Source organism: Micromonospora andamanensis (genome assembly GCF_016863495.1).
Classification (GTDB): Bacteria; Actinomycetota; Actinomycetes; order Mycobacteriales; family Micromonosporaceae; genus Micromonospora; species Micromonospora andamanensis.
Genome location: NZ_BOOZ01000024.1, coordinates 60,316 through 83,132 on the forward strand (window position 1 = coordinate 60,316; position 22,817 = coordinate 83,132).

At 69.8% G+C, this 22,817-nt stretch carries 20 protein-coding genes; 15 read left to right on the forward strand and 5 right to left on the reverse strand.

Going from position 1 to position 22,817, the window contains the following annotated elements; all coding sequences use genetic code 11:
* The first annotated feature begins 212 nt into the window (after nt 1–212).
* From Van01_RS19905 to galT, 5 genes are all read left to right on the forward strand, one after another.
* On the forward strand, nt 213–1,808 hold the full coding sequence (locus Van01_RS19905) for a glycosyltransferase family 2 protein (RefSeq protein ID WP_204009521.1): 1,596 nt from the start codon (nt 213–215) through the stop codon (nt 1,806–1,808).
* Between the two features lie 47 nt (nt 1,809–1,855).
* Entirely contained in the window at nt 1,856–2,434 is a 579-nt protein-coding gene (locus tag Van01_RS19910) for a DM13 domain-containing protein (protein WP_204009525.1), read from the forward strand.
* A 130-nt stretch (nt 2,435–2,564) separates the two neighbouring features.
* Nucleotides 2,565–4,094 carry an adenylyl-sulfate kinase gene (gene cysC / locus Van01_RS19915; RefSeq protein ID WP_099849803.1) on the forward strand — a complete coding sequence of 510 codons (1,530 nt, stop codon included), beginning with the start codon at nt 2,565–2,567 and terminating at the stop codon, nt 4,092–4,094.
* A 94-nt stretch (nt 4,095–4,188) separates the two neighbouring features.
* The gene (locus Van01_RS19920) at nt 4,189–4,977 is read left to right on the forward strand and encodes a DeoR/GlpR family DNA-binding transcription regulator (RefSeq protein ID WP_204009528.1); all 789 of its coding nucleotides are present in this window, start codon (nt 4,189–4,191) and stop codon (nt 4,975–4,977) included.
* Complete coding sequence (gene galT, locus Van01_RS19925) at nt 4,974–6,050, forward strand: galactose-1-phosphate uridylyltransferase (RefSeq protein ID WP_204009531.1); 1,077 nt, start codon at nt 4,974–4,976, stop codon at nt 6,048–6,050. Before Van01_RS19920 ends, galT begins: the two co-directional genes overlap by 4 nt.
* Before the next feature lie 329 nt (nt 6,051–6,379).
* Here the strand turns inward: galT and Van01_RS19930 are convergent, their stop codons facing one another.
* Entirely contained in the window at nt 6,380–7,597 is a 1,218-nt protein-coding gene (locus Van01_RS19930) for an NADP-dependent isocitrate dehydrogenase (protein ID WP_099849797.1), read from the reverse strand.
* A gap of 181 nt (nt 7,598–7,778) precedes the next feature.
* Nucleotides 7,779–8,177, reverse strand: a complete 399-nt coding sequence (locus tag Van01_RS19935) for a VOC family protein (RefSeq protein ID WP_204009546.1) — start codon at nt 8,175–8,177, stop codon at nt 7,779–7,781.
* An 81-nt stretch (nt 8,178–8,258) separates the two neighbouring features.
* Here Van01_RS19935 and Van01_RS19940 point away from each other — a divergent pair, with 81 nt between their 5' ends.
* Entirely contained in the window at nt 8,259–9,035 is a 777-nt protein-coding gene (locus Van01_RS19940; RefSeq protein WP_204009549.1) for a TetR/AcrR family transcriptional regulator, read from the forward strand.
* 64 nt (nt 9,036–9,099) lie between these two features.
* Here the strand turns inward: Van01_RS19940 and Van01_RS19945 are convergent, their stop codons facing one another.
* Together Van01_RS19945 and Van01_RS19950 are read right to left on the reverse strand one after the other, a co-directional pair.
* Nucleotides 9,100–10,050, reverse strand: a complete 951-nt coding sequence (locus tag Van01_RS19945) for a malate dehydrogenase (protein ID WP_204009552.1) — start codon at nt 10,048–10,050, stop codon at nt 9,100–9,102.
* A gap of 80 nt (nt 10,051–10,130) precedes the next feature.
* The gene (locus Van01_RS19950) at nt 10,131–10,991 is read right to left on the reverse strand and encodes a bifunctional methylenetetrahydrofolate dehydrogenase/methenyltetrahydrofolate cyclohydrolase (protein ID WP_204009555.1); all 861 of its coding nucleotides are present in this window, start codon (nt 10,989–10,991) and stop codon (nt 10,131–10,133) included.
* Between the two features lie 431 nt (nt 10,992–11,422).
* Here Van01_RS19950 and Van01_RS19955 point away from each other — a divergent pair, with 431 nt between their 5' ends.
* The 8 genes from Van01_RS19955 (at nt 11,423) to Van01_RS19985 (ending at nt 20,335) form a co-directional block, all read left to right on the forward strand.
* Entirely contained in the window at nt 11,423–13,027 is a 1,605-nt protein-coding gene (locus Van01_RS19955) for a peptide ABC transporter substrate-binding protein (protein WP_204009558.1), read from the forward strand.
* 81 nt (nt 13,028–13,108) lie between these two features.
* Complete coding sequence (locus Van01_RS19960; protein ID WP_204009561.1) at nt 13,109–14,047, forward strand: ABC transporter permease; 939 nt, start codon at nt 13,109–13,111, stop codon at nt 14,045–14,047.
* The gene (locus Van01_RS33510; RefSeq protein ID WP_275410375.1) at nt 14,040–14,162 is read left to right on the forward strand and encodes a hypothetical protein; all 123 of its coding nucleotides are present in this window, start codon (nt 14,040–14,042) and stop codon (nt 14,160–14,162) included. Before Van01_RS19960 ends, Van01_RS33510 begins: the two co-directional genes overlap by 8 nt.
* Nucleotides 14,159–15,115, forward strand: a complete 957-nt coding sequence (locus Van01_RS19965; RefSeq protein ID WP_204009563.1) for an ABC transporter permease — start codon at nt 14,159–14,161, stop codon at nt 15,113–15,115. The genes Van01_RS33510 and Van01_RS19965 overlap by 4 nt, the downstream gene beginning before the upstream one ends.
* Nucleotides 15,116–15,181: 66 nt before the next feature.
* Nucleotides 15,182–16,219, forward strand: coding sequence for an ABC transporter ATP-binding protein (locus Van01_RS19970; RefSeq protein WP_204009566.1), 1,038 nt, complete (start codon nt 15,182–15,184; stop codon nt 16,217–16,219).
* Nucleotides 16,203–17,231 (forward strand): ABC transporter ATP-binding protein, encoded by a 1,029-nt coding sequence (locus tag Van01_RS19975; RefSeq protein ID WP_204009569.1) that lies wholly within the window; start codon nt 16,203–16,205, stop codon nt 17,229–17,231. The genes Van01_RS19970 and Van01_RS19975 overlap by 17 nt, the downstream gene beginning before the upstream one ends.
* A 176-nt stretch (nt 17,232–17,407) precedes the next feature.
* Nucleotides 17,408–19,705 carry a putative bifunctional diguanylate cyclase/phosphodiesterase gene (locus tag Van01_RS19980; RefSeq protein ID WP_239099175.1) on the forward strand — a complete coding sequence of 766 codons (2,298 nt, stop codon included), beginning with the start codon at nt 17,408–17,410 and terminating at the stop codon, nt 19,703–19,705.
* Between the two features lie 63 nt (nt 19,706–19,768).
* A complete protein-coding gene (locus Van01_RS19985; RefSeq protein ID WP_204009572.1) occupies nt 19,769–20,335 on the forward strand; it encodes an NUDIX hydrolase in 567 nt (188 codons plus the stop codon).
* On the opposite strand, the gene Van01_RS19990 is transcribed toward Van01_RS19985, so the two are convergent.
* Nucleotides 20,336–21,757 (reverse strand): helix-turn-helix domain-containing protein, encoded by a 1,422-nt coding sequence (locus Van01_RS19990; protein ID WP_204009576.1) that lies wholly within the window; start codon nt 21,755–21,757, stop codon nt 20,336–20,338.
* A gap of 504 nt (nt 21,758–22,261) precedes the next feature.
* Between Van01_RS19990 and Van01_RS33140 the strand changes: the two genes are divergently transcribed.
* Complete coding sequence (locus tag Van01_RS33140; protein WP_239099182.1) at nt 22,262–22,645, forward strand: hypothetical protein; 384 nt, start codon at nt 22,262–22,264, stop codon at nt 22,643–22,645.
* Nucleotides 22,646–22,817 lie beyond the last annotated feature (172 nt).

The following is a 22,817-nucleotide window of genomic DNA, read 5'->3' on the forward strand; positions in this document are numbered from 1 at the left end:
CCTGATACCGGGGCACCCGCTCCCCCTAGGGAGATCGACCACGCCGCCGGTGTGCCACCGCCGGGCCGGGTGAACCGCCGCCGGGCCGGGTACGTCCCACCAGGGTCGCGAACCCGGCCGGCGGACAACCTGTCCCCCAGACCGGGACTGTCTGGTACACAATGGACCTGACTGTCCGCCGGTGCGGCGGCACGCCGGGTGACGGGAGAGCCATGACCGCTGGGGCCCTCAAGGTGAGCGTGGTGGTGCCGACGTACAACTCCGGCGAGGGTCTGGACCGGCTCGTCGCGTCGTTGCTGCGTCAGTCACTTCCGGCGGACGAGTTCGAAGTGATCTTCGTGGACGACGGTTCCACCGACACCACACCGGCCCGACTGGACGCGCTGGCCGCCGCCCATCCGCACTTCCACGTGCTGCACGCCGAGCGTTCCGGTTGGCCGTCGCGCCCGCGCAATCTGGGCGTGGCCCGGGCCGCCGGTGAGTACGTCCAGTTCGTCGACGACGACGACTGGCTCGCCGACGAGGCCCTGGCCCGGCTGTACGGGTACGCGACGGAGCACGGCGCGGACGTCGCCATCGGCAGGATGGTCGGGCACGGCCGTTCGGTGCCCCGGGACCTGTTCCGGGTCAACCGACCGGACGCCACACTTGCCGACGCGCCGCTGATGGAGAGCCTCACCTGCCACAAGATGTTCCGCAGGGCGTTCCTGTCGCGGCACGACCTGCGGTTCCCCGAGGAGGGCCGGAAACGGCTGGAGGATCATCACCTGGTCACCCGGGCCTACCTCCTCTCCCGCCGCACCTGCGTGCTTGCCGACTACACCTGCTACCACCACTCCCGCCGGCCCGGCGGCGACAACCTCACCGCCGCCCCGATCGAGCCGGAAGGCTACTTCCGCAGTCTGCGAGAGGTCCTCGACATCGTCGACGCGCACACCAAGCCGGGCCCGCTGCGTGACCGGCTGCACCAGCGCTGGCTGCGGATCGAGATGGTCCGCCGGCTGCGCGGCGCCCGGTTGCGCAACGCGCCCCGCGACTGGGTCGACGGGGTGGTCGCGGAGGTCGGGCGGACCGTCCGGGAACGCTTCGCGCCGGGTGTCGCGGCCGGGCTGCCGGCGCTGGAACGGACCATCGCCGGCCTGGCCGAGCGGGGACGTGTCGAGGATCTGTTCCGCATCGCCGGGTGGGAGGCCGGCGTCCAGGCGAAGGTCCGACTCAAGACGTACGAGCTGACCGGCCACCGGCTCACCGTCGCGGTCTCCGGCCGGCTCCGCAGCGGTGACCGACCCGTCTCGTACGACCGCACGCCGGACGGCCGGGAGCTGCTCGACCTACCGGTCGAGGAGGTGCCCACCGAGCTGGTCGACTGCTCCGACGAGCTGCTGACGGCCACCGACGAGCTGCGCCGGCCCCGACTCGACGTGGTCGCCCGGCGGGTCGACGACGGCGACGAGTTCTACCTGCCGGTGAGTTTCGAGGTGGATCGCGTACCGCATCGCTGGGGCGGGCTGCGGCTGATGTGGCACGGGCGGACGACAATCGACTTCCGCACCCTCAACGGCGGCCGTACCCGGGGCGAATGGATCCTCACCACGCGGCTCACCGGTTCCGGGTGCGAGGCCGACGCGAAGCTGCCGCTGGCCGTGACGTGTGCCGGCGACGGTGCTCGCCCGCTGGTGGTCGACGAGCGGCAGCCTCCGCCGCGTCCGGCCCAGCCGGCCCGCGCAACCGGGCCGTGGCAACGCCTGAAGCGGGCCGTGCGGCAACGGCTCGGCCGCAGCGCCGGGCAATCGGTTCGCACTTCGTAAGGTTTGCGCCGCTGACACCGCACCACCACCCGCGAAAAACTGGCAGCATGATCAGTCGCCTGTTCCGCACCCCGTTGACGTGGATCGCGATCACCGTGCTGGCCGCCGGCTCGGCCTTCGGCCTCTACTGGTTCCAGCCCTGGAAGCTGCTGACCGACGCCGAAGTGGCCGAGCAACTGACCGAAGTCGCACCGCCGGCCAGCTCGGCGGCGTCGGCCAGCCCGGCCGCGCCCGCCAGTTCCGCGCCGGCTTCCCCGGCGGCCACCGAGCCTGCCACGGCGACCCTGGTCAGCTCCGGTGACTTCATCAGTCACGAGCACGACACCTCCGGCAGCGCGCGGATCGTGCGTACCGCCGACGGGCGGCACCGGCTGGAGCTGGTCGGACTGAACACCTCCAACGGTCCGGACCTGCGGGTCTGGCTGACCGACCAGCCCGTCGTCGAGGGCCGGGCCGGGTGGCACGTGTTCGACGACGGCCGCTGGGTCGAGCTGGGACGGCTCAAGGGCAATCGCGGCGACCAGGGTTACGAGATCCCGGGCGAGGTCGAGTTGACGAACCTGACGAGCGTCTCCATCTGGTGCAAGCGCTTCGCCGTCTCGTTCGGTGCGGCTGCGCTGGGCTGATCGGGCCGACCGCGTACGCCTGGTGGAGCGCCGGCCGGAGCGGCCGGCGACCGGGTGAGCGTGGTGGCGCTCTCGACCGATCGGCGACCGGCTGCGAAACTGTGTGCCGGTCGCCGGAGTTGGGGGTCTGATGAGCAACGGGTGGGTGCTGCCCGACGAGGTGCTGCGGGAGGCACCGGCGTACACGCCGCGTCCCGGTGAACTCGCGGATCTCGAGCTGCTGCTGATCGGTGCGTACGCGCCGCTGGCCGGCTTCATGACCCGGGCCGACCTGGTCTCGGTCAGCCGCCGGGGCCGGCTCGTCGACGGTGCTCCCTGGCCGGTCGCCGTCACCCTCCAGGTACCCACGACGCTCGTGCAGCAACTCGACCTCGCCGACGCGGACCGGCGGACGCTCGTCCTCACCGACAGTGAGGGCGCGCCGATGGCCGCCCTGGAGGTGGCCGACGCCTGGACGATCCGCGACGGGGTGGCCGGGGTCGGCGGCACCGTGCGCCGGCTGGGCGACGGCGGGCACGGTCCGTTCCAGCGGCTGCGGCGCACGCCCGAGGAGATTCGCGGGTTGCTGCCGCCCGGCCGGGTGCTCGGGGTGGTCGCCGACCGCCCGCTGCACCGGCCGCAACTGGCCCAGATCGCGCACGCGGTACGCACCCTGAGCGCGCACCTGCTGATCATGATTCCGGTGGGTGAGGACGGCACCGGCGGGCTTCCGCCGGAGGCGCTGGTGCGCAGCGTGTTCGCCGCCCGGGACCGGATGCCACCGGCGACCCTGGTCGCCGTGCCGTTCTCCCGACGGCGCGACGAGATCAGCGACGCGCTGCTGCTGGCCCGGGTCTCCGCCGCGTACGGCGTCACCCACCTGCTCTCCACCGGAGAGATGCTCTCCGGTGCCGGGCTGCGGGTGCTGGTGCCCCGCGAGCTGGCCTACGACAACCGGGACGGCCAGTGGCGCTGGCGCGACGACATCCCACCCCGCAACCGGCGGCTCGCGCTGAGCCAGGCGGAGATCGAAGACCTGCTGGACCGGGGTTTCCCGCTGCCCGAGTGGCACACTCCGCCGGCCGTGGCGAAGGAGCTGAGCCGGGCCCGGCCACCCCGGCGGCACCGCGGCCTTGTGGTGTTCTTCACCGGGCTCTCCGGTTCCGGCAAGTCGACTGTCGCCCGAGGGCTCGCCGACGCGCTGCGTGAGGAGGGCGAGCGCACGGTCACCCTGCTCGACGGTGACGTGGTGCGTCGCGAACTGACCGCCGGGCTCGGTTTCAGCAAGGCTGACCGGGACACGAACGTGCGCCGGATCGGGTGGGTCGCCGCCGAGATCGCCCGGCACCACGGGATCAGCATCTGCTGCCCGATCGCCCCGTACGCCCAGGCCCGGGCGACCGCCCGGGAGATGGCGGCGGCGGCGGGCGCGGGGTTCGTGCTGGTGCACGTCGCCACGCCGTTGGAGGTCTGCGAGCGACGTGACCGCAAGGGCCTGTACGCCCGGGCCCGGGCGGGACTGCTCACCGGGATGACAGGCATCGACGACCCGTACGAGGAGCCGACCGACGCGGACCTGGTGCTGGACACCACCGAGCTGACCGTCGAGGAGGCGGTGCAGCGGGTGCTGCACCAGCTCACCGAGACCGGTTGGGTGGAGCCCCGCCTGCCCGCGCTCTGACCCCGCGGCAGCACCCCTTCCGGCGATCGACGCCGAACACTAGTGTTTGATTCTGTTCAGTGATGTTTGTTCACGTGAATTCTGGAAGGGGCCGATGCTCGCCCAGCAACGCCATGCGGCGATCCTCGACCGGGTCCGCGTGACCGGCGGCGTACGCGTCGGCGAGTTGGCCGCCGAGTTCGGTGTCTCCGACATGACCATCCGCCGCGACCTGGACCTGCTGCACGAACGCGGCCTGCTCGCCAAGGTGCACGGCGGCGCCACCGTCGCCGGGGCCACCGACGAGCCGGGATTCCAGGCGAAGTCGGTGCGTCAGCAGGCCGAGAAGGCGGCCATCGCGGCGCGTGCCGCGCAGCTGGTCAGGCCGGGGGCCGCGATCGCGCTCTCCGCCGGCACCACCACCGCCGAACTGGCCCGGCACCTGGTCGACGTGCCGGCCCTGACCGTGGTGACCAACTCGCTGCCGGTGGCCGACATCCTGCACGAGCGGGGCCGCGCCGACCAGACGGTGGTGCTGACCGGCGGGGTACGCACCCCCTCCGACGCCCTGGTCGGGCCGCTGACCGTCGGCGCGGTCCGCGCCCTGCACCTGGATCAGCTCTTCCTCGGCGTGCACGGGATAACCGAACGGACCGGTTTCACCACCCCGAACCTGACCGAGGCGGAGACGAACCGGGCGCTCGTCGCGGCGGCGGACCGGTTGGTGGTGCTCGCCGACCACACCAAGTGGGGCACCGTGGGCATCTCCGCCATCGCCGACCTGAGCTCGGCCGACGTCCTGGTCACCGACGACCGGTTGCCGCCGGAGGCCCGACGACTGCTCACCGACCGGGTCGGCGAGCTGATCGTCGTACCGGTCCTGCGAGGCGGGAGACCCCGATGAAGCGTACGGCGATCAGCCTGGCCGACGGCCGTGAACTGATCTATTTCGACGAGCGCGACGACGCGGTCCGGGACCAGCCGGACCGACGCCCGTTGCCACCGCCCCCGCCCGCCTCTCAACTGCGCCACGACCCGCTCACCGACGAGTGGGTGGCGCTGGCGGTGCACCGGCAGACGCGCACCTTCCTGCCGCCGGCCGACCAGTGCCCGCTCTGCCCCTCGACGGCGGACCGGCTCAGCGAGATCCCGGCACCGGAGTACGCCGTCGCGGTATTCGAGAACCGGTTCCCGGCGCTGAGCGAGCGGGTGGTGGCGGAGCCGGCCGCGATCACCCCGTTCACCGCGGCCCGACCGGGACAGGGGCGCTGCGAGGTGGTCTGCTTCACCGACGACCATGACGCCTCGTTCGCCGGGCTGCCGCCGAGCCGGGTGCGTACCGTGCTGGACGCGCTTGCCGACCGGACCACGGCGCTCGGCGAGCTGCCCGGTGTCGAGCAGGTGTTCTGCTTCGAGAACCGGGGCGTGGAGATCGGCGTGACGCTGCATCACCCGCACGGGCAGATCTACGCGTACCCGTTCGTCACCCCACGGACCCGGTCGCTGCTGGGCGCGGCCCGCCGGCACGCCGAACGCACCGGCGGCGGCAATCTCTACGCCGACGTGCTGGCCGCCGAACGCGCCGCCGGCGAGCGGGTGGTGGCGACGAACCAGCACTGGACGGCGTACGTGCCGGCGGCCGCCAGGTGGCCGTTCGAGGTGCACCTCGCACCGCACCGGGTGGTGCCCGACATCCCGGCGTTGACCGACCCGGAACGCGACGCGTTCGGTCCGCTCTACCTGGACCTGCTGCGCCGCTTCGACGGGCTGTTCGACAGTCCCATGCCCTACATCGCCGCCTGGCACCAGGCACCGGTACGCGTCGAGCGCGAGTTGGGGCATCTGCACCTGCAACTGTTCAGCGTCCGGCGGGCGGCGGACAAGTTGAAGTACCTGGCCGGTTCGGAGTCGGCAATGGGGGTCTTCATCAACGACATCGCTCCGGAACGCGCTGCCGAGTTGCTCCGCGCGGTGTGACGGGCGGTCCGCCTCGGCCGCCGCGTCGGGCAGGGCCGCAGCAGCGGCGCCGGACAACAGGGCGCGGGGGGCCCGGGACAGGGCCCCCCGCAGGGAAGGGACGGCTGGCTGTACTCGACAGCCGGGAAGGCTGGCTGCTGGGCACGCGTGTCGCGCGGTGGCGACGGTCAACCTTCCTGGACGGGACTGGCATCTCGTCCACCCAGGTCAACGAGGCGCGCCGGACGAAGTGACGCCGGCTGGCGCGTCCTTCACGACACGCCGCTGATCCGCGTACCGGAAACACCGAGCCCGCCGGCGCTCGGGCCGGCGGGCTCGGTGAATGGTTCTCAGGCAGCGAGCCGGCGCGCCAGGTTCTCGTCGAGCGTGTTCATGAACTCCTCGGTGGTCTGCCACGGAGCGTCCCGCGAGATGAGCAGCGCGAGGTCCTTGGTCATCTGACCGCCCTCGACGGTGTCGACGATGACCTGCTCCAGCGTGTTGGCGAACTCGCTGACCGCCGGGGTGCCGTCCAGCTTGCCCCGGTGGGCCAGGCCCCGGGTCCAGGCGTAGATCGAGGCGATCGGGTTGGTCGAGGTCTTCTCGCCCTTCTGCCACTGCCGGTAGTGCCGGGTGACGGTGCCGTGGGCAGCCTCGGCCTCGACGGTACGACCGTCCGGGGAGAGCAGGACCGAGGTCATCAGGCCGAGCGAGCCGAAGCCCTGCGCGACGGTGTCGGACTGCACGTCACCGTCGTAGTTCTTGCAGGCCCAGACGTAGCCACCCTCCCACTTGAGCGCGGCGGCGACCATGTCGTCGATGAGCCGGTGCTCGTAGGTGAGGCCGGCGGCGTCGAACTCGGCCTTGAACTCGTTCTCGAACACCTCGGCGAAGATGTCCTTGAACCGGCCGTCGTACGCCTTGAGGATGGTGTTCTTGGTGGACATGTAGACCGGGTAGTTGCGGTCCAGGCCGTAGCGGAACGAGGCCCGGGCGAAGTCCCGGATCGACTCGTCGTAGTTGTACATGCCCATCGCGATGCCGCCGCCGGGGAAGTTGGCGACCTCCATCTCGACAGGCGCCGAGCCGTCGGCGGGGGTGTAGGTGATGGTCACCGTGCCCGGGCCGGGGACCACGAAGTCGGTGGCCTTGTACTGGTCGCCGTGGGCGTGCCGGCCGATGATGATCGGCTTGGTCCAGCCGGGGACCAGCCGCGGCACGTTGGACATGATGATCGGCTCGCGGAAGACGACGCCGCCGAGGATGTTGCGGATGGTGCCGTTCGGCGACCGCCACATCTTCTTCAGCCCGAATTCCTCCACCCGCGCCTCGTCCGGGGTGATGGTGGCGCACTTGACGCCGACGCCGTGCTCCTTGATGGCGTTTGCGGCGTCGACGGTGACCTGGTCGTCGGTGGCGTCGCGGTGCTGGATCGAGAGGTCGTAGTAGTGCAGGTCGACGTCGAGGTAGGGCAGGATCAGCTGCTCCCGGATCTGCTTCCAGATGATCCGGGTCATCTCGTCGCCGTCGAGCTCCACGACCGGGTTGTTTACCTTGATCTTCGCCATCGGCCGGCGCTCCTCTCAGGGGACATGCTCAAGCAGTACGAGCGTACTGGATCGGCTCGGACAGGGAACGCCGCGCCCACCGGTCGGCCCGCGCCGGCAGTTCGAGGCACGGACGCGCGCTGGGCCCGGCGGAGCAATACCCCACCGGGCCCAGCGCACACCAGCGCGTCGACCGCCTGGATCAGCCGGCGGCCTCCGGGCCGTGCACCCACTGCACGAGTTGGAGGATCACCCCGTTGGGGTCGGCGACCTGGAAGAAACGCTCGCCCCACGGCTCGGTCTGGATCGGGGTGGTGATCGCCACACCGGCCTCGGTGAGCCGGGCGTACTCGGCATCGATGTCGTCCACCACGAAGGCGACGAGCACACCCTCGGCCCGCTGCGACCGCAGGCTGTCCGGCTGGAGGCTGGCCAACCCGGTACGCAGGAAGATCAGGTTGACGCCGGCCCCGTCGTGGGCCAGTGAGACGAAGCCGTCGGCCGACATCTGCTCGTGGAACCCGAAGTGCTGCTTGACGAACTCGGCCGAGGCCGGCACGTCCTCGACGTTAAGCGAAATCGCCGTTGCGGTGATGTGCACGCGCACCCCCTGTGAGTGACAGTAACTTCGTACATTGTACAACGTACTGCGTACGGCGATTAGACCTGCGAAGATCGAGGGGTGCCCGATCACCGCACCGGAGGCGGCGACCCCGCTCACACCCTGCGCCTGCTCTGGCGGCAGCCCGACGACGCCCCTCGTCGTGGCCCCCGCCAGGGCCGCTCCCTCGACGACATCCTGACCGCCGCGATCACCCTGGCGGACGCCGAAGGGTTGGCGGCGGTGACCATGCGGGCCCTCGCTCAGGCCGTCGGCGTGGCCCCGATGACCCTCTACACGTACGTTCCGGGCAAGGCCGAACTGCTCGATCTGATGCTGGACGCGATCTACGCGGGGATGCCGAGGCCGGACCGCTCCGGGGCACCGTGGCGGACGCGGGTGGTGGCGGTGGCGGCGGACAACCGGAACCTCTTCGCCACCCACCCGTGGGCCGCCGAGGTCGCCACCGGGCGGCCACCGCTCGGGCCGGGCCAGCTGGCGAAGTACGAGTACGAACTGCGCGCCTTCGACGACACCGGCCTGGACGACGTGACCCGGGACGCCGCGTTGACCTACGTCCTCGACTTCGTCCGGGCCGCCGCCCGCTCGGCGACCGAGGCCCGCTCCGCCCAGCAGGAGAGCGCCTGGACGGACGAACAGTGGTGGACGGCGAACGCTCCCCTGCTGACGCAGGTTCTCGATGAACGACGCTTTCCGACAGCCGTCCGGGTCGGCGCCGCGGCCGGAGCCGCTCAGAACGCCGCGTACCACCCCGACCACGCGTACGAATTCGGGCTGGCCCGGGTGCTCGACGGGCTGGGCGTGCTGATCGACGCCGGGCCCGGCGCGAACGACTGATTCCTGCGCCGCAACGCCGAGCGCCCCACGACATCGCGTCGTAGGGCGCTCGGCAAAGAGTGGATCACATGCTGGCGACGTCAGCCTGCTTGGCCCGGACGGCCTCAGCGGCCTCCTTGAGCGCGGCCAGCTCGTCCGCGTCGAGGTCGGTCTCCACCACGCGCTTGACGCCCTGGGCACCGATCTCGGCCTCCACACCGAGGTAGACACCGGAGATGCCGTACTCGCCGTCGACCCAGGCACAGACCGGCATGACCTCGCCGGAGTCCTCTGCGACGGCCTTCGCCATCCGGGCCGCCGCCGCCGACGGGGCGTAGTACGCCGAACCCGTCTTCAGCAGCGCCACCACCTCGGCGCCACCATTGCGGGTACGCACGACCAGGTCCTCGATCTGCTCGGCCGGCATGACCTCGCGCAGCGGCTTGCCGTCGACGGTGCTCTTCGACGGAACCGGAACCATCGTGTCGCCGTGCGAGCCGAGGGTGAGGGTGCGTACCGACTTCACCGGTACGTCCAGCGCCTCCGCCACGAAGTTGGTGAACCGGGCGGTGTCCAGCATGCCGGCCTGGCCGAGGACCCGGTTACGCGGGAACTGGGTCGCGATCTGGGCCAGCGCGGTCATCTCGTCGAGCGGGTTGGAGACCACGATGACTACGGCGTTCGGCGCGTACTTGGCCACGTTCTCGGCGACCTGACGCACGATCTTGGCGTTGGTCTCCAGCAGATCCATCCGGCTCATCCCGGGCTTGCGCGGCAGGCCGGCGGTGATGACCACCACGTCCGAGCCCTCGATGCCCTCGTAGCCCTCACCGTTCGGACCGGTGGTGACACCGACGACTGTGGTCTCGAAGCCCTCCACAGCACGCGACTGGTTGAGGTCGAGGGCGATGCCCGCGGGCTTTCCCTCGATGATGTCGGTGATCACGACGGTGTCGAAGACGTCGTACTCGGCCAGGCGCTGCGCGGTGGTAGAGCCGTAGAACCCGGCCCCGACGACAGTGACCTTCTTACCCATGGTCGTCCCACTCCCTGATACCAGTCGGTTTTCCGGACCGTATCAGCCATCCTGGCACCGAGCGGGCCAGGGGCGGACGGTTATGGGCGTTCGGCCCGCTCCACGACGTTCGTGAGGAGCATGGCGCGGGTCATCGGCCCGACCCCGCCGGGCATCGGCACCAGCTTGCCGGCCACCTCGGCCACCTGCGGGTCCACGTCGCCGGTGTAGCGGCCCTTGCCGTCCGAGCCGATCACCCGGGTGATGCCCACGTCGACCACGACGGCACCCGGCGTGACCATGTCCGCGGTGAGCAGGCCGGGCACGCCCGCCGCCACGATGACGATGTCGGCGGCGCGGGTGTGCGCGGTCAGGTCGAGGGTGCCGGTGTGGCAGAGGGTGACTGTGGCGTTCTCGCTACGCCGCGTCAGCAACAGCCCCAGCGGACGTCCGACGGTGTTGCCCCGACCCACCACCGCCACGTTGGCCCCGCGCAACGGCACGTCGTGCCGACGGAGCAACTCCACGATGCCGCGCGGGGTGCAGGGCAGCGGCGCGTCGTAGCCGAGCACCAGCCGGCCCAGGTTCACCGGGTGCAGGCCGTCGGCGTCCTTGTCCGGGTCGATCAGCTCCAGCACCCGCTGGGTGTCCAGGTGCGCCGGCAACGGCAACTGGACGATGTAGCCGTGGCAGGCCGGATCGGCGTTCAGCTCGGCCAGGATCTCGTCGACCTGCTCCTGGCTGGCGTCGGCCGGCAGCTCGCGGCGGATCGAGGCGATGCCGACCTCGGCGCAGTCCCGGTGCTTGCCGTTGACGTACGCCTGGGAGCCCGGATCCGACCCGACGAGCACCGTGCCGAGCCCCGGCACGGTGCCCCGTTCCGCAAGCGCCTTGACCCGCGCCCGCAGCTCGTCCTTGATCTCGGCCGCGGTCGCCTTGCCGTCCAGAAGCGTCGCCGTCACGAGCAGATCGTCTCACGCCCGCCACCACCGACTCCCCCGACCTCGGCGACCCGACCGACCAGCCGGACACACTACTTTGCGTGAGGTGTTGTTAGTCACCTAGCGTGACGATCTGTGGAGCGCGGCACAGCGATTCCGGACGCCGGGACATGAACATCCACAATCCGGCGATCATGACGATTGGTCCCAGGTGCCCCAGCGCATTCCTGGCACCCGCCAACCGCCCCACATCTCTGCACGTCAAGGCGGCATCTCGACGAAGCGCGTAGCACGCAGGCGTCAACCCGACAAGGCCGGGGGTGGCGTTCCGTTACCCCTTCGCAACCACTACGTTGCCGAGTCGCGGCATACGACCTACCGTTGCCGGTCGTTGCGCAGCGTTACCCAAAGCCGGGCCCGACTGCGCAGCGTAATGGAGATGAGGAGGCTAGATGCGTGTTCGTAGGCTCGCCGCCTGGACCGCCCTCCCGCTCGCGGTGACCCTGGGCCTGGTGGCCTGCGGCTCGGGCGGCGACGGCGGATCCGGCGAGAGCGACCCCAACGCGGCAGTGCGGATCGAGATCGCCGAGCCGCAGCACCTGGTGCCGACAAACACCAACGAGACGAGCGGTTCCCAGGTGCTCGCCGCCCTGTTCAGCCCGCTCGTCGACTACGACGAGGCGCACAAGCCGTACGAGGTGGCCGCCGAGTCGATCACCTCCGAGGACAACACCACCTGGACGGTCAAGCTCAAGGACGGCTACACCTTCCACAACGGCGAGAAGGTCACCGCCGACAACTACATCGACGCCTGGAACTACGGCGCGTACGCCCCGAACGGGCAGAACTCCAGCTACTTCTTCGAGAAGATCGCCGGCTACGACGACCTTCAGGGCGAGAGCCCGAAGGCCGAGACGCTCAGCGGGCTGAAGAAGGTCGACGACCTGACCTTCACCGTCACGCTGGCGCAGCCGTACAGCGAGTTCAAGGCGATGCTCGGCTACACCGCCTTCTACCCGCTGCCGGAGGCCGCGTTCTCCGCGCCCGGCGAGCTGGCCGAGGGCTACGAGCAGGCACCTGTCGGCCAGGGCCCGTTCAAGATGAAGGGCACCTGGCAGCACGACGCCAAGGTCGAGGTCGAGCGGTACGACGCCTTCCCCGGCGAGCAGCCGAAGGTGGCGGGCGTCGAGTTCCGGATCTACCAGCAGCTGACCGCCGCGTACGCGGACGTGCTGTCGGACAACCTCGACGTGATCAAGACCATCCCGACGGAGAACCTGTCCACTGCCGGCACCGACCTGGGCGACCGCTTCCTGCAGAGCCCGGCGTCGTCGCTGCACTTCCTGGCGTTCCCCACCTTCCAGGAGGAGTTCAGCAACCCGGACGTGCGCAAGGCCATCTCGATGGCGATCGACCGCGACGAGATCACCCGGTCGATCTTCAAGGACTCGCAGCAGCCGGCCCGCTCGTTCGTCTCCCCGGCCGTCGCCGGCTACCGGGAGAACACGGTCGGCGCGGCGGGCGAGTTCGACCCGGCCAAGGCCAAGACGCTCTACCAGGCCGCGGGCGGCCCGTCGAAGATCACCTTGTCGTACAACGGTGACGGTGGCCACAAGGACTGGATCGACGCCACCTGCAACCAGCTCAAGGCCAACCTGGGCGTGGACTGCGTCGGCAGCGCCGAGCCCAAGTTCGCCGACCTGCTGACCAAGGTCAAGGCCAAGCAGCCGGTGGGCCTGTTCCGGATGGGCTGGATCATGGACTACCCGTCCATGGAGAACTACCTGGGCCCGCTGTACAGCACCAACGGCTCGTCGAACTACTACGGCTACAGCAACCCGGACTTCGACCGCCTGCTCGCCGAGGGCGCCAGCGCCCCCAGCGAGGAGGAGGCGATCAAGAAGTACCAGGAGGCCGAGGACCTGCTGGCCGAGGACCTGCCGGTCGTACCGCTGCGGTTCGGCCAGAACAACTTCGGTCACTCGACAAAGGTCAAGAACGTCGAGATGGATCTCTTCGACCGGATCGACCTGATCAAGATCGAGGCCATCAAGTAACACCCACGTATGCGGGTCGGGTCATCGCGAGGTGACCCGACCCGCCACGCGGTTCGCACCTTTTCAGAGAGACTGCCAAGTATGTTCCGCTTCATCGTGCGGCGTCTGCTCCAGATGGTCCTGGCGTTCTTCGGGACCACGCTGATCGTCTACGCCCTGATGTTCGCCGGTCAGGGTGACCCGATCCAGGCCCTCGCCGGTGAACGCCCGGTCACCGCCGCACAGCGGGCGTACCTCACGGAGAAGTACCACCTGGACGCCACAGGCGTCGGTGGCTTCTTCTACAGGTACTTCGACTACATCTCCAACCTGCTCCGGGGCGACCTGGGCGAGTCGCTCACCGGACGGTCGATCGGCGACATCCTGGCCGCCGCGTGGCCCGTCACGATCAGGCTGGCCCTGATCGCCATCGCGGTAGCGGTCATCTTCGGCGTCACCGCGGGCGTGCTCGCCGGCATCCGGCGGGCCAGCATCTTCGACAACGCCACCCTGCTGCTGACCCTGCTGGTGCTCGGTATTCCGACGATCGTGCTCGCCCCGCTCGCGCAGTACTTCCTGGGCGTCAAATGGCAGCTCTTCCCGCCCACCGCCGGTGCCGACCCGGACTTCTTCGCGCTGCTGCTGCCGGGCATCGTGCTCGGCTCCCTCTCCCTGGCCACCGCGCTGCGGCTGACCCGTACCTCGGTCGCCGAGAACCTGCGTGCCGACTACGTACGCACCGCCCGGTCGAAGGGCCTGCCGAACCGGCGGGTGGTGAGCGTGCACGTGCTGCGCAACTCGCTCATCCCGGTGATCACGTTCCTCGGCGTCGAGGTCGGCAACCTGATGAGCGGCGCGATCATCACCGAGGGCGTGTTCAACATCCCCGGCGTCGGCTTCAACCTCTTCCGCGGCATCCGCACCGAGGACGGCCCACTCGTGGTGGGCATCGTCAGCGTGCTCGTCGTGGTCTACCTGGTCTCCAACCTGGTGGTGGACATCCTGTACGCCGTCCTGGACCCGAGGATCCGCTATGAGTGAGCACACCGTCAGCAGGTCGATCATGAAGTTGTTGTCCCGCCACGCCGCAGAGGCTGGCAATAACTTCATGATCGACGTGCGTGGTGGGGTCGAGCGCGGCGAGGTGCCGGCATGAGTGATTTCGAGACGGTGGCGGCGTCGGAGAACCAGGCCGCGCGGCGCGGGCCGTCCGGGGAACCCGGTACGCCGAACCAGGTCGGCCAACCCCGCAAGCCGCGCAGCCTGGCCGGCGACGCCTGGCGCGACCTGCGCCGTAAGCCGATCTTCTGGATCAGCCTGGTCCTGGTGGTGCTGGTGACCGCGATGGCCGCCGTGCCGGGCCTGTTCACCAGCAACGACCCCGCAGACTGCGTGCTGTCCCGGCAGCACGCGGCGCCCTCCGGCGGCGCCATCTTCGGCTACGACTTCCAGGGCTGTGACACCTACGCCCGGGCGGTCTACGGCGCTCGGGCGTCGCTGCTGGTCGGTGCCCTCAGCGCGCTCTTCACCGGGCTGATCGCGCTGGTCGTGGGGATGCTCGCCGGGTACTTCGGCGGCTGGGTCGACGCGGTGCTCTCCCGGGTGGTGGACATCGTGCTCGGCATCCCGCTGCTGCTGGCCGCGATCGTGCTGCTGAAGCGGGTCGCCACGGACAGCGCCACGGTGCGACTCGGCTCGGTGATCTTCGTTCTGGCGGTGCTCGGCTGGACGACAGCCGCTCGGGTCGTCCGCTCCTCGGTGATCACCGCCCGGGAGCAGGACTACGTGGCGGCGGCCCGGATGCTGGGGGCCGGCAACGGCCGGATCATGTGGCGGCACATCCTGCCGAACGCCCTGGCCCCGGCCATCGTGGTGCTGACCATCGCGCTCGGCTCGTTCATCGCCGCCGAGGCGACGCTGTCCTTCCTCGGCATCGGGCTGCGGGAACCGACCATCTCCTGGGGCATCGAGATCAACAATGGTCGGGTGCACATGCGGGAGTCGGCGACCCCGCTGGTGGTCCCGTCGACCTTCCTGGCGCTCACCGTGCTGGCCTTCATCATGCTCGGCGACGCGATCCGCGACGCCTTCGACCCGAAGCTCCGGTGAGGCGTTCATGCGAGCGCGAGGAGTGAGCGCAGCGAGCCCCGCAGTCGCGAGCGAAAGGCAGGCGTTATGAGTCAGCACGCGGTCCGGCCGACGCCGGCCTCGCCCACTCCGCCCGGTGGTCACCTGCTTGAGGTACGCGACCTGCACGTCGAGTTCCGCACCGGCGAGGGTGTGGCCAAGGTGATCAACGGGGTCAGTTACCACCTGGATCCGGGCGAGACGCTCGCCGTGCTGGGTGAGTCCGGCTCCGGCAAGTCCGTCACCGCCCAGGCGATCATGGGCATCCTGGACACCCCACCGGCGCACATCAGTTCGGGCGAGGTCCGCTACCAGGGCCGGAACCTGCTGGACCTGCCGGAGGAACAGCGCCGGCAGGTCCGGGGCAAGGAGATCGCGATGATCTTCCAGGACGCCCTCTCCGCGTTGAACCCGGTCTTCCCGGTCGGCTGGCAGATCGGCGAGACACTGCGCCAGCGACTGGGGATGTCCCGGGCAGACGCCCGCCGCCGCTCGGTGGAGCTGATGGACCTGGTGCAGATCCCCGGGGCGGGGGGACGTCTCGGCGACTACCCGCACCAGTTCTCCGGCGGCATGCGGCAACGGGTGATGATCGCCATGGCGTTGGCGATGGAGCCGAAGGTGCTCATCGCCGACGAGCCCACCACCGCGCTCGACGTCACAGTCCAGGCCCAGATCATGGACCTCCTCGCCGACCTGCGGCGGAACCTGGACATGGGGATGATCCTGATCACCCACGACCTCGGTGTGGTTGCCGACGTCGCGGACCGGATCGCTGTCATGTACGCGGGCCGGATCGTCGAACACGCCGACGTCCGGTCGCTGTACCGGGCGCCTGCCCATCCGTACACCAAGGGGTTGTTGAACTCGATCCCACGTCTGGACCAGCGGGGCGGAAGGCTGTCCACGATCCGTGGCCTGCCACCCAACCTGATGCGGATCCCCAGCGGTTGTCCCTTCCACCCCCGGTGCCCGTACGTGCAGCAGGTCTGTGTGGACGTGGTGCCACCCGATCTGGTCCTCGGCGACGGCCGGACCAGCGCGTGCCATTTCGCTCAGGAGGTACGTGATGACCGCGCCGGCTAGCTCCACCAAGATCCGCGGCGAGACGCTTCTCGACGTCAACCACGTGGTCAAACACTTCCCGATCACGCAGGGCGTGCTGTTCCGCAAGAAGACCGGGGCGGTGAAGGCCGTCGACGGGGTGAGTTTCCAGCTACGCCGGGGCGAGACGCTCGGCATCGTCGGCGAGTCGGGCTGCGGCAAATCCACCCTGGCCCGGCTGCTGATGCGGCTGGAGAAGCCCACCGCCGGCCGCGCCACCCTGGCCGGCCAGGACCTGTTCGCCGCCTCCGGCGGTGAGCTGCGCCGGATCCGGCGCAACATGCAGATGGTGATGCAGGACCCGTACACCTCGCTGAACCCACGGATGACAGTCGGCGACATCATCGGCGAGCCGTTCGAGATCCATCCGGAGGCGGCCCCCAAGGGCAGCCGCCAACGCCGCGTCCAGGAGCTGCTCGACGTCGTCGGACTGAACCCGGAACACATTAACCGCTATCCGCACCAGTTCTCCGGCGGCCAGCGGCAGCGCATCGGCATCGCGCGGGCGTTGGCGCTGCGGCCCGAGGTGATCGTCTGCGACGAGCCGGTCTCCGCGCTTGACGTCTCCATCCAGGCGCAGGTGATCAATCTGCTGGAGGAACTCCAGGACGAGCTGGGCCTGTCCTACATTTTCATCGCCCACGACCTGTCGGTGGTGCGGCACATCTCCGACCGGATCGCGGTGATGTACCTGGGCCGGATCGTGGAGATCGGCACCGAGGACGAGATCTACGACCGCGCCACCCACCCGTACACCCAGGCGCTGCTCTCCGCGGCACCGCTACCGGACCCGGACGCCCGGGAACACCGCAGCATCATCCGGCTCACCGGCGACGTGCCGAGCCCGGCGGACCCGCCGAGTGGCTGCCACTTCCGCACCCGCTGCTGGAAGGCCCAGGAGATCTGCGCCACCCAGGACCCGCAGGCGGTGCTACGCGCCGCGGACCCCCACCCGTCCGCCTGCCACTTCGCCGAACTACGTCCGGCATTGTGAAAAATGAACTCCCTCCCTAGTGGATCGCACCGCTCCGATCCTTTGTAGAAGAAGCACCCAATGACGGATGTCGTGCCCCTGACCACTCACTAGGGTCTACAGCCGTGACGCAGGTGGCGCTACGGCCGACGACGGGCCCCACGGTCGGGGCCACCGCGAGGAACAGCCGGATCGCTGTGCGGTATGTGCAGGCCACGGTCGTGGTAGCCGCCCTCGGCACCGCCTGGTGCGTCGCGAACTTCACTGTCGGCGCCGGCACCGAGGCGCTCGCGTACACATTCGTGCCCGTCGGCGGGTGTTTCGCCGCCGGGTCCGTCGTACATCTGCTCCGCCACGCCGACCTCGACCCGGTCACCCGACGCTTCTGGCGCGCGCTTCTCGTCGCGGCGGTCACCATCACGATCGGGTACGGCTGGCTGGCGCTGGACATGCTGACGCACGCCGCCGAGGCCCGTACGCGAAGCATGCCGTTGCCGGCGGCGGCCTGCGTGGCGATCGGCTTCGTCGTCGCCATCTGGGCTGTCGCCCGGGTGCCCGTGGTCGAGGCCGGCGGCGTTGAACGATGGCGCATCCTGCTCGACCGCATGATCGCGTTCCTCGGCTGCGCGGCCCTGCTCTGCTACGTCGGGCTGGCCCCGATGTTCTCCTCCGCCGAGCCGTGGAGCCCGCAGGCGATGGCACTCGTCGGGCTCGCCTTCCTGGTCGCGGTCGGCGCCGCGACGAAGGTGTCCTTCATCGCCGGTGGCCCGGTGGATCGCGTCGCCCTGCGCTGCGTCGCGGCCAGCGGCGGCGTCACCGCCGGGATCGTCGCCGTGCTCGCGGTCCGGTACGGATACGTCGCCGCCATCCCCGCCCAGGCGATCGTGATGCCGCTGACCCCTGTGTTCTTCACCCTCGGTGTCGCGGCACAGTGGCGGGCCGAGTTCGGGACCCGGCGCGATCAGGCCCGCAACGGCATGCTCCTGCCGTACCTGGCCGTGGTGGCGGTCGACGTGCCGCTGCTCGCGGTCGCGCTCGGCGCCCCCCTGACCTGGCCGGTCCGGGTGGTCCTGATCGCCGCGGTGGTGGTGACCGCGCTGGTGAGCGCCCGGCAGTTCATCGCCTACCGGGAGAACGCCCGGCTGCTGCGGAACACCCGCATCCAGGAGGAGCGCCTCCAGTACGAGGTCAGCCACGACGGTCTCACCGGGCTGGCCAACCGGGTGCTCTTCCGGGACCGCCTCGCCGCCGCGCTCACCGAGACGACACCCGCGTCGGTGCTCCTGGTCGACCTGGACGACTTCAAGACCGTCAACGACCTGCTCGGGCACGGCGTCGGCGACCGACTGCTGGTCTCGGTCGCCCAGTTGCTGCGCGCCGAGGTCGGCGACGACGGCCTCCCGGTGCGGGTCGCCGGGGACGAGTTCGCCGTCCTGCTCACCGGCGCGGACGCCGACCCCGAGGAACTGGCCGGCCGGCTGCTGGCCGCGCTCGACCAACCGATCAGCCAGCACCGCCTACTGGTCCAGGCCAGCATCGGCATCGCGGACGCCGCCCCCGGTGCCACAGTCGACTCGGTGCTGCGGGACGCGGACGTCGCCATGTACACAGCCAAGCAGCGCGGAAAGGCAGCCTTCGTACGCTACGTGGACGGCATGGGCGAGCCGGTACTGGCCCACATGCAGCTCGGCGGCGAACTGCGGCGGGCCCTCGACGACAACGAGCTACGTGTCGTCTACCAGCCGATCCTGCGACTCGACGACAACCGGCTGGTCGGAGTCGAGGCGCTGGTCCGCTGGCACCACCCGATCCGTGGGGTCGTCAGCCCGGCCGAGTTCATCCCGGCCGCCGAGCGGACCGGTCTGATCGTGCCGCTGGGCCGGTTCGTGCTGCGCGAGACGTGCCGCCAGGCGGCGGCGTGGGCACGGGAGTTCGGGCCGGACGCACTCCGGGAGGCGGGCCTGAACGTCTCCGCGCGGCAACTGCACGACCCCGACTTCGTCTCCGACGTGACGGCCGCGCTCGTCGACAGCGGGCTACCCTGCGAGCGGCTGGTGCTGGAGGTGACCGAGTCCGCGGTACTGCGCGGTCAGCAGGTCTCCCGAACCCTCTTCGAACTCGACCGGATGGGGATCCGCCTCTCGCTCGACGACTTCGGCACCGGCGAATCGTCGCTGAGCCTGCTGCGCGCCTTCCCCGCCTCGATCGTGAAGCTCGACAGGTCCTTCGTCGAGGGCATCGAGATCGACGACGGCCAGGCCGCGGCGGCCGACGCCCGACAGGCGGTGGCCCGCGCGGTGATCCAACTCGCCCGCGCGCTCGGCCTGGAGACAGTCGCCGAGGGCGTCGAGAGCGCCGAGCAGGTCGCCGTGCTCCGCGACCTCGGCTACACCCATGGCCAGGGATACTTCCTGGCCCGGCCGATGACCGCCGACGGCATCTCCTGCCTGCTGGCCCGCCAGCGGACCGTGGCGACCGTCCAACCGACGACCTGAGACGGGGACTGGCGGGCCAATCTGGTGGGGCGGCAGATAGAGCGCTGGTCGGATACTGGCCGGATGGTGGAAGAACAGGGCACCGGATCGACGCGGTGGACGATCCACGGTGAGCGGGTGGTGGATGGTGGCCGGCGGGCGCGGTTGAGCATCGCTGATGTGGAGTTGCCGGATGGGGTCCGCTTCGAGCAGTACGTGATTCGGGCTCCTCGGTCGGCGATGGTCGCGGTGCTCGACGGTCGGGAGCGGCTGTTGCTGATGCGGCGGCACCGGTTCGTGTTCGACCGTTGGGTGTGGGAGCTGCCCGGTGGCTACGTCGATGAAGGGGAAGATCCGGCAACGTGCGCGGTCCGGGAGGTTGAGGAGGAGACCGGTTGGCGTCCGGGTGCGGTGGAGCCGCTGCTGTCGTTCCAGCCATGGGTAGCGACCGCAGACGCGGAGAACCTGCTGTTTCTTGCCCGCGATGCGGAGCACATCGGTGCTCCGGTGGACATCAACGAGGCCGAGCAGGTCGCCTGGATCCCGCTGGAGGAGGCCCGGCATCTCGTCTCCCAGGGCGAGATCGTGGGTGCCGGTACGGTCATTGCGGTTCTGGACCTGGTCGCGCGTAAGGCTCACGGCGATTTGTAGTCAGCGGCGCTGCCCGAGCGCCGCGTCGATGCGGTTGATGAGGTTGCGGACTGTCAGTCGCAGGCGGTGCGCCATAAGGTCCGTTTGCAGGTCACGTACGTAGCGGACGGCGCGGGCGGACTTCAGTTGCGTGGTCAGGGTGAGGGCTTGGCCGCCGATGACGCTGGCGCGGTCGGGCTCGCCGTGGCGGACCTGGATGGTGGCCAGGAGTGCGAGGTTGAAGGCTTTGCCGCGTATGTAGCGCTCGTCCATGCGCAGGGATCGCGCGGCGAAGCGTTCGGCTTGGCGGTGTTGGCCGAGGGCGGTGAAGCAGTGGCCGAACTTGGCTGACAGGTATGCCTCGTCGAAGTACCCGAGCCACTGCGGGTCGCCGCTGCGGTCAGCTCGGTCGAGGGCTTGTTCCGCCTGGTGCAAGGCGGTGGCGCAGGCGGACGCGTCGCGGGCGACGGCGTGGGCATGGGCTTCCATGACCAGCGCCTCGGCGGTCAGCACGGTGATTCCGGCGCGGTGTGCGGTGTGTCGGGCTGCGCGGGCGAGGTCGACGCCGATGGCGGTGTGGCCGAGATAGGTCGCTTGGTGACTCATCGCGGCGAGGATTTCGGCACCCAGGCCGGGATCGTCGGCGGTGCGGGCCAATTCGAGGGCATGGGTGAGGTATCGCTGGGCGAGGCCGTGTTCGGCCATGTCGTACGCCTGCCAGCCGGCGAGCTGCGTCAACTCGGCGACGGCGGTCAGCAACTTGCGGCCGGTCGGTGGGTCGTATCGACCCTCGGTCAGCAGGGGCGTGACCTCCTGGTGGAGGTAACGGGTGACCTTGTCACAGGCGTGGCCCCCGCCAAACTGGTTGTCGAGTCGCCGGTACGTGGCGGTCATCACGCGGATGGTGTCGATATCGGGCTGACCGACCGTTCGTCGACCCTCCTGTGCGACGGGTTGCGGGTTGGTGGCGGTGAACCAGCGCAGCGCGGGCAGGGTGTACGCGGCAGAGCTGAACACTGTCTGACGGAGGACTTCTCGACGGTTCACGTCGCCTTCCCACAACTGTGCGGCAGCGCGCACATCCTCGCGCCAGGATCGGTTGACCGGCACGTCACTCTGCCGGCCGTCCCAACGGTGAGCCATGTCAGGGCGACATGACCGCTGGCGCGGCGCGAGACCGAGCGTCATCCGTGACTCGTCGGGCATACCGCAGCCGTCGGCGATCCGCTCCAACACGTCGATCGACGTGACCTTCCGGCCGGCGATGATACGACTGACGTAACCCTGCTCCAAGCCGACGGCAGCACCGATGCGGGTCTGACTCGCCCCGGTGTGCCGGGAGAGCAGCCGAAACAACGTCCCAACATCGCGGGCAGCCAGTGCCGCACGTATGTCCTCCCGCGACCAGAGGTCATCAGGAATCCGGAGATGATTGAACGGCACAGCGACTCCAGCGTCGTCGGGCGACTACTCATGGTGCTCAATCCGGAGCCTAGGGCTGCCGTCCGGACAGGTCGAGGCAGCGCATGTCACCGTGACATGACCAGCCGACATGGCCGCCACAGCTAGTCCAGCGGAATCGTCTCGCACATGAACGTCGACGCCGACAACACGCTGAACCTGGCATGGGCAGGCTGCTTCCAAGGCCCAGAAGCTCTCATCGGATCCGCCCTCCCGACGCTGATCGAGGAGGCGGAACTGTGACGCTCCGATCGCACCTGCACGGACTGATGCGATGGCTGCTGCGGCGTCCTGCAGCGCCACCACCGCCGGGGACCGGACAGCGGTACCAGGACGTCGAGCAGGCGGCAGCGCAACAACGGCTGCTCGACCGCGCAGCACGCCTGCAACCCGACGGCAGTCCTGAGCGGCCGTGGGAAACGCCCGGCAAGCCAGCCAGCAGACCTCAGCCGGGGAAGCTCCGTTGAGCCGATCCGTGTCCGACTCATTCGGACGGGCGGCTTCGAGCAGGCGGCGCGTCTCGTACGACGAGTACCTGTCGGCCACCGCGTTGACCTTCGCCCGACGGCATCGGCCGGTCTGGTCCTGGCAGCTCTGGCGGCGCGTCTGCCGCTGCGGAGCCGACCTGCCGTGTCGTGCCCGACACCGTATCCCGATCAACCGGGGTCACTGGCCGCAGGAGAACAAGCAGTGATCGGCGGCCCGGAGCAGATGATCCTCGTGGTGCACGTACGAGGGCTCGATGGCATGTGCGCCGGATGCCGGGCGTGGTGGTCACGGCTGTCGCCGTACCCCTGCTGGCAGGTGGAGTGGGCGACCAGTCGGCAGGCTCACGCGAGTGTCGCCCGGTTTCTGGGCGGTGTGCGGTGAGCACCCACGGCCCGGTGCTGCCGATCTGGAGCTGCGGCGGCTGCGACCTGCCCTGGCCGTGCCCCACGCGGCGGCGGGAGCTGCGCGCGGAGTACGCCGACGCGCCGGTGTCGCTATCTTGGACAGTTTCCGTTAGCCGCTAACGGAAACCGTCCAACATTTCGCATCCGCG